The sequence below is a fragment of the Sporosarcina sp. NCCP-2331 genome (genome assembly GCF_023707945.1).
GTDB lineage: Bacteria > Bacillota > Bacilli > Bacillales_A > Planococcaceae > Sporosarcina > Sporosarcina cascadiensis.
Genome location: NZ_BRCD01000014.1, coordinates 1 through 12,602 on the forward strand (window position 1 = coordinate 1; position 12,602 = coordinate 12,602).

The 12,602-nt window shown below is 49.5% G+C and carries 9 protein-coding genes; 2 read left to right on the forward strand and 7 right to left on the reverse strand.

Going from position 1 to position 12,602, the window contains the following annotated elements; all coding sequences use genetic code 11:
* Nucleotides 1–121 precede the first annotated feature (121 nt).
* The 7 genes from NCCP2331_RS18405 to NCCP2331_RS09740 all read right to left on the reverse strand — a co-directional run bounded on the left by NCCP2331_RS18405 (nucleotide 122) and on the right by NCCP2331_RS09740 (nucleotide 11,463).
* Nucleotides 122–250: a hypothetical protein gene (locus tag NCCP2331_RS18405; RefSeq protein WP_264879245.1), complete on the reverse strand. Its 129-nt coding sequence runs from the start codon at nucleotides 248–250 to the stop codon at nucleotides 122–124.
* Nucleotides 251–283: 33 nt separating this feature from the next.
* Nucleotides 284–658 carry a YisL family protein gene (locus NCCP2331_RS09715; RefSeq protein ID WP_153720626.1) on the reverse strand — a complete coding sequence of 125 codons (375 nt, stop codon included), beginning with the start codon at nucleotides 656–658 and terminating at the stop codon, nucleotides 284–286.
* A gap of 92 nt (nucleotides 659–750) precedes the next feature.
* Complete coding sequence (locus NCCP2331_RS09720; protein ID WP_251670306.1) at nucleotides 751–1,650, reverse strand: fumarylacetoacetate hydrolase family protein; 900 nt, start codon at nucleotides 1,648–1,650, stop codon at nucleotides 751–753.
* A gap of 55 nt (nucleotides 1,651–1,705) precedes the next feature.
* The gene (locus tag NCCP2331_RS09725) at nucleotides 1,706–2,893 is read right to left on the reverse strand and encodes a DUF418 domain-containing protein (protein WP_251670308.1); all 1,188 of its coding nucleotides are present in this window, start codon (nucleotides 2,891–2,893) and stop codon (nucleotides 1,706–1,708) included.
* On the reverse strand, nucleotides 2,890–6,597 hold the full coding sequence (gene addA, locus NCCP2331_RS09730) for a helicase-exonuclease AddAB subunit AddA (RefSeq protein ID WP_251670310.1): 3,708 nt from the start codon (nucleotides 6,595–6,597) through the stop codon (nucleotides 2,890–2,892). Before addA ends, NCCP2331_RS09725 begins: the two co-directional genes overlap by 4 nt.
* Nucleotides 6,584–10,072 carry a helicase-exonuclease AddAB subunit AddB gene (gene addB, locus NCCP2331_RS09735; RefSeq protein ID WP_251670312.1) on the reverse strand — a complete coding sequence of 1,163 codons (3,489 nt, stop codon included), beginning with the start codon at nucleotides 10,070–10,072 and terminating at the stop codon, nucleotides 6,584–6,586. The genes addA and addB overlap by 14 nt, the downstream gene beginning before the upstream one ends.
* A gap of 758 nt (nucleotides 10,073–10,830) precedes the next feature.
* Nucleotides 10,831–11,463 carry a TVP38/TMEM64 family protein gene (locus NCCP2331_RS09740; protein WP_153720631.1) on the reverse strand — a complete coding sequence of 211 codons (633 nt, stop codon included), beginning with the start codon at nucleotides 11,461–11,463 and terminating at the stop codon, nucleotides 10,831–10,833.
* A gap of 76 nt (nucleotides 11,464–11,539) precedes the next feature.
* Here NCCP2331_RS09740 and NCCP2331_RS09745 point away from each other — a divergent pair, with 76 nt between their 5' ends.
* Nucleotides 11,540–12,265, forward strand: a complete 726-nt coding sequence (locus tag NCCP2331_RS09745; RefSeq protein ID WP_153720632.1) for an AzlC family ABC transporter permease — start codon at nucleotides 11,540–11,542, stop codon at nucleotides 12,263–12,265.
* On the forward strand, nucleotides 12,265–12,567 hold the full coding sequence (locus tag NCCP2331_RS09750) for an AzlD domain-containing protein (RefSeq protein ID WP_251670314.1): 303 nt from the start codon (nucleotides 12,265–12,267) through the stop codon (nucleotides 12,565–12,567). Before NCCP2331_RS09745 ends, NCCP2331_RS09750 begins: the two co-directional genes overlap by 1 nt.
* The last annotated feature ends 35 nt before the right edge of the window (nucleotides 12,568–12,602 follow it).

The window sequence follows — 12,602 nt, forward strand, 5'->3', positions numbered from 1 at the left end:
CCACCCGCAGCGAAAATCCCATGATCATACTAATTTTCTTTTGTACCCAGTTAATCTAAAGCACAAAAAAGAGGAAAGAATGAGTTTCATTCCTTCCCCTGCTTTAAAAGCTAATGCCTATTCACTCTTCCTCATCCAGAAAAAAAGCTGGATCTTTCTGCTTGCGGGCGGTTACGAATACGGACACTGCAAACAGCGCCATCAGTAACAGGACCACCGCTATAAAAATCCATCCCGTCTGACTTGCCATCTGCATTCCTCCTCGTTATATTACATCACCCGATTAAGCAAAAAAGTCAAAACCGAGCGGCAGCTTGAATCCGACGAACAAAGTTGCCAGAAGGAATACGATGAACAAGACCCACATAAGACCCGTGTTCTTTCCTTTTCCGCCGCGGATCAGCGTCATTTCCATAAATCCGATCGTCAGAAGACCCAGTACAAATTTAATGCCGTACAGCATGCCGTTCAGTCCCATATGCGTGAAGAACAGCGTCGCTCCCGAAATGATAATTAAAACGTAGAACAAGCGCAAAATCATGTGAGTGATCTTCTTACCTTTCGTGCCTGCCGCCATGCTCGCAGAAACGAGGAATAGAATTATCCCCACTACCCATGTCAAAATATGAAAATGGGTTGTATCCGTTAAAAATCCCAAACTTGCCACCTCATTTTACTATAGTCGTTTGCTATGTTACCATAATTTCCAAAAGACTACTATTCTCTTGCCTGCAGTCAACCGGCAGTATTTTATTCGAATCGGTTGACCAATGTGCCGATGCCTTCGATAGACACTTTTACCGTATCGCCTTTTTTCAGGAATGTCGGGGGCGTCATGCCTTTTCCTACGCCGGCCGGAGTGCCCGTCAAAATGACATCGCCCGCTTCAAGTGTCAAATACTTGGAGATTTCTGCAATCAATTCATCAATTTTGAACATCATGGAAGAAGTATTGCCGTTTTGACGAACATCATCATTCACTTTCGTCACGATAGAAAGATTATGCGGATTTGGAATCTCGTCCTTCGTCACCACATAAGGGCCCATCGGACATGAACCATCCAGTGTTTTGCCGAGGAAGAACTGCTTATGATCAGCCTGCACATCGCGTGCTGTAATATCGTTCGCAATTGTGTAGCCGAATACATAGTCATAGGCCAGCTGTTTCGGGATATTTTTTCCGTTCTTGCCGATGACAACAGCCAATTCCCCTTCATAATCCAATGAATCCGTCACATCACTGTGGATCGGCAAAGTCTGCTCGTCCCCTGCGATGGATGTAGGAGATTTCGTGAACACCACAACTTTTTCAGGCGGTGCTTCGCCTCCCATTTCAGTTACATGGTCGGCATAGTTCTTCCCGACACATATGACGTTCTTAGGGGTGCGCGGAATCGGTGACAGCCACTCCACATCCGTAAACGCGTGCTTAAACTGCTCCGCATTTTCTTCTGTTTCTGTTTTCTCCACTAATTTACGAACCATTTCCACAAAATCCATGCCAAGGGATACAGCTTCGATCATCGTTTTAGGAAAATCAGGCTGATCTTGCGCTTCTGCCATTGCAAGCACGTCCCACACTGCTTCCTCTCGTTTCACTTTTGTACCGAATAACGTCTGTCCTTCGTAACGGAATGACAATAGTTTCATTTGAATGCCCAACCCTTCCCATGTGTATTCACATACTACTATGTTACGACAAATTCTATACTTTTTCCTCTTTAATGCCGAAATTCTTTCCGTAAGATAACTTTCTCCAAATAGATTCCAAGGGTCCCATACGGAATTTGGACAGCCAGATCTGTGCGGCAATCAGCTGAATGAAAAAGATTCCAATGGCGAGCCACGTACCTGTTATGATATCTACTTTACCATAGAGTCCCGCTCCATATGAATAAAATATCAGCGTCGCAATGACAGATTGCAAGATGTAGGTCGTAAACGCCATTCTGCCAATTGCTGCGAACGGTTTCGTGATAACTTTCAGAAACGGAATCTGCCACAGCAACAAGAATAGTGCGGCATAGCCAATTGTCAAGACCGCTCCGCCAAACGTCGACTGTACGAGATAAATGTTCTCAAACTTCGGTCCATCCACATACGGAATATTTTTCAAAAGGACACCGAATGAAATGAAAATAATCATGACAGCTGCCAGCCTGCCTTTCATTTCATACATCCGCTCGACGATCTTCCATTTAGAAAGTGCTGCGCCGAACATCATCAGCGGCAAAATCGCAAATATGGAGGTAATCAGGCCGGTTACGCCGAACATCAGCCACTCCTGCAGACGGAACAGGAAAATCTCTGCAAACGAGCCGTGGGCATAAGCCGAAATTGCCAGTTCAATTTTCTGAATGTCGACAAAGCCGTCCAGCAGCGAGTTCGGATTGATTTTCCGTCCGATCACGAGAAAACCATACAGCAGTCCCGCCGGTACAATATACAGCACGAGAGCCAGCGATAAAAGCCATTTTTTCGGAATGCGCACGACGGCGATCATAAGAAAACCCATTAACGCATAGGTGAATAAAATATCTCCAAACCAGATCAGCAAGGCATGCAGGACACCAAATACCAGCAGCCAGCTCATCCGGCGTGCCATGAACGGCGCAAAAGGCGTTTCATTCCGCAATGATTTCTCGTACTGCATATTGATGCCATAGCCAAACAGCATCGCAAACAGAGGATAAAAACTGGCCTCTACAAATACATCGATAAAATGAAATGCCGCCTGCTCGCCCGGCGCAGAAAACCACGAATACGGGTCCATATACGCGTAAGGCGAATGAAAATGCAGCATATTCGCAATGAAAATCCCTAATAGCGCGATGCCCCGCAGAAAATCGAGTCCTTCAACCCGGTCCTTCAGCGGCGTAGGAGTCAAATTCAAACTAATTCCTCCTGTAAACTGATTGTTTTCGCTCCGTCAAATAAGTATAGAAGCATCTCTTTGATATCAATTCCTAAAATGGACTGCAGCACCTTTTTATACAGACTCAGCTGCGTGCCGTAGCGTTTCTGCATTTCATTCGCCACTTCCTCCTGCGAATGAAAATTGCCTGTATAATCTGTTTTGTAATCGACAAGCACCCACTCCCCGTCTTCGTGAAACAGACAGTCTGCAATCCCCTGCAGCAGCTGGAATTCCCCCTGCTCTGCCGGCAGCGCATAAGTAAACGGCATTTCACGAAGCACTTCATCCGCCTGCTTCATCCGTTCACCGAGCGGCGCTGCAAAAAACTTCACGATGTCTGAAGCCTTAATGGCAGTCCCTTCTTCCTTCGTCAGCAATTCACGCTCGACAAGCTCTGCGATAAAGTGTTCCGCTTCCGCAACATCCAGCGGCTGTTTCAAATCGAGATGCTGCATGACAGTATGCATCGCGGTGCCGACCTCCGCTTTCGTCAGCTGGCGTTTCTGTAAAAACGACGGGCGGTCATGCAGGAAGGAAGGACGATTCGCAAAGTCAGACGAGCGTTCTTCAAACGGATCCGCGTCCCCCCGTTCAAGCTCCAGCAGAGCAATGCGCTTCAGCTCACTGACCGATTGCTTGGACGGCAATTCAACTGCATATTTATACGGATAGCGCGTCTCAAAACGCTGCGTAATCGTTTCAACAAGCTGCGGATCAGCCTGTAAGTTTTCATTGTCCAGCGGAATCCAGTCGTCGATTTCCGTGCTGTCTGACGAATGAAAAGCGGAGAACGGATAGGCATTGATATCCCATACCGACGCATCATCCATCAACTCGCCGCCGGCCGCTTTGCCGAACTTGCCGAAATCCATATGGCGCGCTACAGCAGGCCCGATCCAGTCTAAATAACCCGCCGCGCGCGAACGTTTATATTCGGGCAGAGGCGCTGTTTCATCCAGCAGCTGTGCTTCCTGCCATTGACTGATCGTCTTTTCGATATCTTTGACCGATGCAATCAGCTCCAAATGTTCTTTCGCACGCGTCATCGCCACGTACAGCACACGCATTTCTTCGGCACGCATTTCCAGTTCCTTTTTCTCTTTCACCGCCAAAAACGGCAGCGATGTGAACGTAATGCGTTTTTCCGGATCTATCGCTTTCACTGCAAGGCCGAAATGCTGATCAAATAAATACGGATTATGGAAATCCATTTTATTGAACGGACGCCCCATCCCTGCGAGAAATACATACGGAAACTCGAGACCTTTCGACGAGTGAATCGTCATAATCCGCACTACATTTTCTTTCTCGCTCATAAAACGGGCTTCACCAAGATCATCGCCCCGTTTCCGCATGCGGTCGATAAAGCGCAGGAAGCGGAACAGCCCCCGGAAAGACGTTTTCTCATAGGACATCGCCCGGTCATGTAGCGCACGCAAATTCGCCTGACGCTGTTTGCCGTTCGGCAGGATCCCGACCATTTCATAATAATACGTATCCTGATAAACCTTCCAGATTAATTCGGACAATGAACCATGCCGGGCCATATTACGCCAGTCTTCCAGGCGGATGAAAAACTTTTGCAGCTTTTTCTGTGCCGCGGGGCTCACTCCCGCTCCGCCTGTCTGGACAAATAGCTGCACGGCTTCATAGAACGGCGCATTCGGTTTCACCAGACGGATTTCCGCCAGCTCGTTTTCTGTCAGGCCGACAAACGGCGCGCGCAGCACCGATACGAGCGGAATATCCTGATACGGATTGTCGATGACACGCAATGTATTGAGCATGATCATCACTTCGATGGCGTCAAAATAGCCCGAAGAAAGCTCTACATAAACAGGAATCCCCGCTGCTTTTAATTCATCGGCAATTTCACTCGACCATGTCATGGACCGCATCAAAATCACAATATCGCGGTATTCAATGGGACGCTGCCTGCCGCTGAACGCATCCGCCGTCTGCGCCTGATCCGCCTGCCACTGCTTGATTTTCTGCGCAATGAAACGGGCTTCCACCTGAGATTTCTTCAGTTCCTGCTGCGCTTCCTGTTCTTCCGAAAGCTCTTCGTCTTCTTCATTTTCATACAGAATCGTCAGACCGGCCGCCGCTTCTTTATCAGGATACTGCGCACCATATTTGAGCGCAGCCGCCTCATCGTACTCAATCTCTCCGACACGAGTGCCCATGATCTGCCTGAAAATAAAGTTTGTTGCGTCCAGCACTTCTCTGCGGCTCCGGAAGTTCGCATTCAAATCAATTTTCAGTCCCTGCTCTGATGGATCATCAAGAAAGCGGTCATATTTCCCGAGAAACAGCCCGGGTTCAGCCAGGCGGAAACGGTAGATCGACTGTTTGACGTCGCCGACCATGAACAGATTGCCGTCCGCTTCCGCCCCCTGCTTGATCAGCTGTAAAATCGCTTCCTGCAGGAAATTCGTGTCCTGATATTCATCGACCAATACTTCCGCAAAACGCGCCTGGTAGTCGAGCGCGATATCCGAAGGCGTTAATTGGCCATCTTCCTCGGCTGATAAAATCTGTAGCGCGTAATGCTCCAGATCAGAAAAGTCCACAAGCCCCCGCTCTGCCTTCACTGCCTGATAACGTGCTGAAAAATCTTCGACCAGTTCCACAAGCGTATGCATAAGCGGAGCCATCAGCCGTATTTCCTCCAGCAGGCGTGCAGGCGTCCGTGTAAAATACGTTTCCTTCAGCTTATTGACGATCCTTTTCACTGAGTCACGCATATCTTTTCCGCGTTTCGCCAGCTCTTCATCACAGGAATCCTTCTTAATCATGCCTGCTTTCACCCAGGTTAGCGTCTGGAAATAGGCATACGCATCTTCCCACTTGCCGTTCGTCACATAGTCAATCGCCTGATTCAGCCAAGCTTCATCCGCTTTGGCCGTATCCAGCAGCGGCAGCGGGCCTTCATTCATCTCCGCCAGCCGCTGCAGATCCTGCGCAATGGTCTTCGCCTCATCGAGCGTATGTTTGATCGCCAGCTTCAGCGGCCCAATGAACGATAAACCGTCAATCACCGCGTCGTCGCCAATTTCATATTGCTGCGGAATCATTTCCAGCCACTTAGCAGGATTTGGATGCACCCGCGAATAGTCGTACAGCTTATCGATCAAGGTCTCAATCGCCTGGTCATTGCGGTCCGCCGTAAAACTGTCGCTTAGACGGTAGATCGCTTCAGGATCCGGCCGGCTGTATGCATCTTCCAGCACTGCGGCAACAGTATCGTCACGTAAAATGGATGCTTCTGCGGGATCGGCAATCCGGAATCCCGGATCGATATCCAGTACATAGGAATACTGCCTGACCACTTGCAGACAGAAGGAATGCAGGGAAGAAATCTGCGCTTTATTCAACAGATTCAGCTGCCTGCGCAAGTGAACAGAAGCCGGATCATTCGCAATCGCTGCCTCGAGCGCACTCGCCATCCGGTGACGCATTTCCGCAGCTGCCGCGTTCGTAAAGGTCACAACGAGCAGCTGATCGACGTCAATCGGATTTTCTGTATTCAGCACTTTTTCTATCATCCGGGTGATCAGGACCTTCGTTTTTCCAGAACCCGCTGCGGCAGAGACGAGAATATCTTTGCCGGATGCGTATATGGCTTTCCATTGTTCATCCGTAAAGGTTTCATGTGCCGGTTTTTCAGGAATTCGCATTCGGATCTACTTCCTTCCGCATTTTCTCTAACGATTCTTCTTGTTTGAGCGGCGTATAATTCCGTTCAGGCTGCGTTGGATCCGTCCGGTCAAACTGGCAGATCGACTGATACGAACAGAACTGACACGGCATATGGTCTTTCAAACGGTACGGATAAACCCGTGTATCACCCGCCAGCATGCCGTCGCCCGCCTGTCTGTGCCGCTTGCGCACGAAACTGCGCATCATGTTCAAATCTTCCGTCGGCAATACTTTCGACGTCGAATAAAACGAACCGTCTTTTTTCAGCCGAGCGGGAACAATGAGCGACTCACTCTCCAGATTATCATCCATCGCGAGCGCCACTTCTGCATCTTCTAGTATATAGCCCTGCATTTTGTATGATTTCATCAGTTCTTTTTCCACTGCATCGTCCGCCAGTTCTTTCGTCAGGCGCAGCATCGGATTATGGACGTACATATACAATACACCGGCTGGGTCTGCATGCACGCCAAGCCAGTCATCCGCATGCTCAAGCGCCACGTCGAGATATGTCAGCATTTGCAGCGACAGTCCGTAATATACTTCGGTCAGATCAAGTGCACGCGCGGATGATTTATAATCGACGACGCGCAGAAATGTCTGATCACCTTTCTTCATCGTATCCACCCGGTCGATCCGGCCCCTGATGCGCATCTGCTGCCCTTGCTTCAATTGAATCTCAAGCGGCGGGATGGCTTCATTCGGACCAAATCCTGCTTCGATCGCAATCGGCGTGAACTTCGAATTGCGCGACTGCGACTGCAGGGCGCGGATCGTCCGCTGAATAATCTGCATGAGTTTGCGCTGAATATACGCATACCGCCGGCTCGACAGCAAAATTTTGTGGAAAAACTTCGGTGTCAGCGCGTCGATCGCGTCACGGCCAAGCTGCCAGCATTGCTCTCTCGTCAACTCCGCCCATGACAGCCCCTGGCGCATCACTTCATCGGATACCCATTTCAACGCAGCATGGAACAAATCACCGATATCCGGTGCTTCCAGCTGGAATTCCATGCGGTCCTGCAGGCCGAGGCCATAAGTCGTGAAATGCTGGAACGGACAGCTGTAATACGATTCGATCCGCGACACACTGGTCGTAAAGGACCTGCCGTACAACCCGGCAGTCAGATGCGGATCGAGCATCTCCGTTTTCTGCCGCTTCAATGCAGGCTGGACAATCGACTGAATGATCGATGACCACAGCGGATCTTCTTTATAATAAGCGAGCACCGCCTGCCACTCCGGCCCCATTTCCTCGTGTGAATTAGCCTGGCGCATAACGCGCACTGCATAGGACAATGACACTTCCGGGTGCTCGATATAAGGCATTTTATCTTCTGTGCCGGGCAGCTCCGTCGGCTCGATCACTGCCAGTTCTACCGGCATCCCGCGGGAAATCTGCTGCAGTCTCGGAACATACAGCGACGGAATCAATGCTTTTCCTTCTTCATCTGCAATCGGATAGCTGACCGTCAGACGCTCCCTCGCCCCCGTGAAGGCACGGTACACCATATACGACTCCCGCATTAGCTGGGTTTTTGAAGTTGGCGCCAGCGTAATGCCCAGCTCGCTGAACAGCTCCCGGTCATTATCTGACAGCAATCCTTCATGATCATTGCGCAAAGGCAGTACGCCTTCATTCGCGCCGAGCACGAATACACAATCGACATCCATCGAATTAAACAGCTCGACTGTCGTCACCGTCACTTGATCGAGCGATGGAGGAATGAGTTTAAATTCGAGCGTGTCAAACCCTTCATCCAGTATTTTTATGGCTTCTGTAAACGGCAGCTCCTTGTCGCCGAACATCAGCACAAACTGATCGAGCACATTGATCCAGCCGTTCCACGCCTGCTCATGTTCAGCCGCCGCACGCAGCCGGTGCTCTTCCTGCTCCTCTTTTTCCAGAGCGACCATTTTATCGTAGACATGCAGCGATTCCATTGTAAAGAACAGTGCTTCCGCAACGTCACGGCCGGTTTTCGCCTGTTTCATTTTCTCCTCAAGTTCAAGCAGCGGCAGACGGATCAAATCGCGTGTTTCTGCATACTCCGCCTGCATCGCAAGTTCTTCGTCTGTCTGGACTTTTTTGACCATCTCCAGCCCTCTGTAGCGGCTGACAATCCAGCGCTCTTCATCCAGCCAGCGTTTGCTGCCGTGAATTCCTTTTGCGAGTACGAAGTTTTCCAGCCGGTCCGCTCGCTCCCGCCACACCTGTTTGCTTTCATTGGCGGGGAAAAAGAGGTCTGTTTTGACCGCGCGGAATACCGCTTCATACGACCAGTCCGTACGCACTGCTTCAAGCAATGAACGCGCAAATTCGATAAGCGGGTGATGCAGCATCGGCTTTTTCCTGCTGATGAACACCGGGATATCGTATTGCGAAAAAGTCATCTGAAGCAGTTCATCATATTCTTCCGGCTGTCTGTAAATCACAGCGATATCCCGGTAACGCTTGCCTTCACGCATCATTTTGCGAATCGAACGAGCGACCGCATGTACTTCTGCGCGCCGGTTTGTCGCTTCAATCAGCCGGATATGTCCTTCTGATTCAATTGCGTCAGGCGGATAACGATCAAATTGTCTTTCCAGATGGCGCAGCTCTTCATTCATGAAACGCTGCAGACCGGTCAAATGAACGGTTTCATCGAGCAGCACTGAATCGCTGTATGCCAGCTGCTGAAGCGTCGCAAATTGCTGTTCAGCAGTATAGAATAATTCATGCTCGCCGCTGTGCTGGGAATCTTCCATTGGCAGCACGACATTGACACGCTTTGTATATTTCATTAATCGAGAGATAATATTGTATTCCTGTGTCGTGAAATCACCGAAGCCGTCTATGTAAACGGAGGCATCTTTCAGCCACTCTGCATGGGGAATTTGCATGGCGAGGGCGTTCAGCTGGCCTTCGCTGTCCATATACGTTGTGCCGAGCCGTTCTTCAATCTTTCCGAGCAGCAGCTGCAGATCATGCGCTTTATCCTGCAGGATGCGCGGTGCCTGCGTGTCTTCCAAGGAGCTCGTGAGTGCCGAGAATGCTTGCTGGTCGATGCAGTATTTGCTAAATTCTTTCATGACATCGCTGATTTGTTCGGCGAAGCCGTGTTTCGAAGCGGCCTGCTTGAACAGACGGAAGTCTTCCTTATTTTCCTCAAGGACGCTGCGGACCAGCATGCGATAGCCGAAGCTGTCGACTTCTTCGCGTGTGATGCCGCCGACTTCCTGCAACACGCGCCAGGCGAGCCGTTTGAACGTCAGGACTTGGGCGCGGATCATGCCGCTGAGCCCGAATTTGACGGAGAGGCTGTATTCCATGGAGTACGACAGCTGGTCCGGCACGATGACAATAATCGGCGGCCCCATCGGACGCTGCTTCAATTCTTCAGCAATCTCCTTTTCAATGAAGTGTGTCTTGCCGGTTCCTGATCGGCCAGTTATGAAACGCAGTGACATGGTTTTGTGCTCCTTTCGTGTTGCTAATTCATAAAATATATCAGATCAAGGTAAGTGGTTTATTGTGATCTATATAACAGGTATGCGGAATGAGACCGTTCCCCTGCGTTCCAGGCGGACGCGTTCTGGAGGGCCCGCGGTGAGCCAACTTGGTCGCTGCGCTCCCGCAAGTTGTCTCACCTGTCGGGCTGATCCTCCCAGAGTCGCCGCCTTCCACTCCGGTACACTGGCTTGTTTTTCAGGAATTATTATGTGGTAAAAAGTCCCGGCATTACAATAAGTAACGCGACTTTTCTCTATTTTTGCTTTATCAATTCCACAGCATGAGTTCAATGTCAAAAACCAGCAAGAAAATGACTTTGCTTTGATTTAAGAATATTGTTTAATGCTAGTCCTTCTTTAAATCTAGCCAATGAGACATGAATACTTTATATACTACTTGAATTACAAAGCTTCCCAGATGTTAGACAATTGCAATGAACTTACTAAAGCCATTCACAAACATAATTAGGATTGAAGCGTAGGGTGGGGCGACTCCCGGAGGATCAGCGTGCGCCTTGAGACCCCGCAGGTAGCGCCAGCGGACGAGGAGGCTCAAGCCACGCCCTCGGGAAAGCGCCCCAACCCGCAGCGAAAATCCCATACTGCTCACTAACTAGCTCTTAAGCTCTTAAACTTCAAACATCCTGCAACAACAAAAAATCCCGTCCCCGCCCTTTCTTCCATTGTACCGAAAGAGAGGAGAGACAGGAAATATTTTAATTTTCTTTGTCTGACTTGTTTAAAGTGGAGAAGCTTTTAAAATCTTGTTCCACTTTCTTGTTGAGCCTACCCTCGAACCATTTTCCCACCAGCCACAGCAAGAAGATCACAACTAGCATAATCAGCGTCCGGATTGGATTCGTAAACAAAGCACGGACATCGTAGCCGATATACGTAATCATAATAATCATCACAAGCTTCCCGAGCATCAGAGCGAACAAATAATTCTTCTTATTCATATTCGACAGACCTGCCACCAGATTGACGAGCGCTGACGGCGTGAACGGGAAACAGATCAGAATGAACAGCGGTCCGAAACCGTTCCGCTCGACCCAGTGGATCAGTTTCTGCACTTTCGCCGGTCTTTTGAGAAAGGAGAAAAAACGATTGTGGCCGTAATAGCGCACCAGCAGAAACACTGCGTACGATCCCGCCACCGTTCCCGCCCAGGATAGCAGAAATCCATACCAGAAGCCGAATGCAATGGCGTTGGCGATCACGAATACGACGAGCGGCAGGAACGGCAAAAAGGCCTCAATGAAAGGGGGCAGCAGACCCATATACAGTCCAATCGCTTCATATTGTTCAGCCAGTTCTTCTACTTTATCGATCGACAGCCATTCATTCATCGCAAACACCCTCACCGTTTCGAATTAACTTATAGTATAATAGCAGACAGATTCCTTTAGAAAGATGGGCTGCCAGATGAACACAACCTTTTCTCAAGGCGTAAAAGCAGGGACGAGCATTGCGATCGGCTACTTCCCTGTCGCCCTGACATTCGGACTGCTTGCCAAAACAACCGGTCTGTCCATTTTTGAAGCGACTGCCATGAGCCTGCTCGTCTATGCCGGCGCCTCGCAATATATGGCGCTCAGCCTGATTGCCACCGGTGTAGCCCCCTGGCTCATCGTGATGAATACATTCATCGTCAACATCCGCCACTTTTTAATGACCGCTTCACTGAGCGAAAATGTTGCGCCGGCACCGAAGTGGATGAAAGCGATTTATGCTTTCGGTATTACGGACGAATCATTTTCCGTCCTCTCTACGCAAAAAGGCGGGAAGATCGCAACAGCGTTTACGTTTGGCGTTGCGTTGATTGCCTACAGCAGCTGGGTCGTTTTTACAGCGGTAGGACATGTCATCGGAGCCAATCTGCCGCAATTTTTACAGGAGGCCATGTCCGTTGCACTGTATGCGATGTTTATCGGACTGCTCGTTCCTTCCATGAAAGGCAACCGGAAAGTTGTTCTGCTGGCTGTAATCGGCGCTGGTATTCATTGCGCATTGTATTACTCGAACCTGCTGTCAACCGGATGGTCCATTCTTGTGGCGACGCTCGGTTCCGCGGTTCTAGTAGAATTTTTATATGTTAAAGCGAATAAAAATGTAGATCGATGGACGACAGAAAGGAAGGCGGATCAATAATGGGACCAGTATATTGGTGGATGATTCTTGGGATGGCGGTCGCCACTTATCTGCCCAGGATGATTCCTTTAACGTTTCTCGACGGCAAAGAGCTCCCGCCGATTGTCAGCGGCGTGCTGCGTAATATTCCGTTTGCTGTGCTCGGCGCGCTGATTTTTCCTGCAATTCTGCATATCCAGGATCATATGCTATTCGGCGTGATCGGAGCGGTTACTGCTTTTATTTTATCTTTTATCGGGCTGGATGTCATGTTCGTTGTGATCGGAACCATCGCCGTTCTGGCGGTCTACAGTTTATTTTGATAGTACTTATTATAATGATTCCCAAATCCCCGCCT

Bases quoted from the DNA above. Each gene is read 5' to 3' on its own strand.
- NCCP2331_RS09740 (WP_153720631.1), bottom strand. From the start codon at position 11,463: ATGAATGAATGGCTGTCGATCGATAAAGTAGAAGAACTGGCTGAACAA.
- NCCP2331_RS09745 (WP_153720632.1), top strand. From the start codon at position 11,540: ATGAACACAACCTTTTCTCAAGGCGTAAAAGCAGGGACGAGCATTGCG.
- NCCP2331_RS09720 (WP_251670306.1), bottom strand. From the start codon at position 1,650: ATGAAACTATTGTCATTCCGTTACGAAGGACAGACGTTATTCGGTACA.
- NCCP2331_RS18405 (WP_264879245.1), bottom strand. From the start codon at position 250: ATGGCAAGTCAGACGGGATGGATTTTTATAGCGGTGGTCCTGTTACTG.
- NCCP2331_RS09750 (WP_251670314.1), top strand. From the start codon at position 12,265: ATGGGACCAGTATATTGGTGGATGATTCTTGGGATGGCGGTCGCCACT.
- addB (WP_251670312.1), bottom strand. From the start codon at position 10,072: ATGTCACTGCGTTTCATAACTGGCCGATCAGGAACCGGCAAGACACAC.
- addA (WP_251670310.1), bottom strand. From the start codon at position 6,597: ATGCGAATTCCTGAAAAACCGGCACATGAAACCTTTACGGATGAACAA.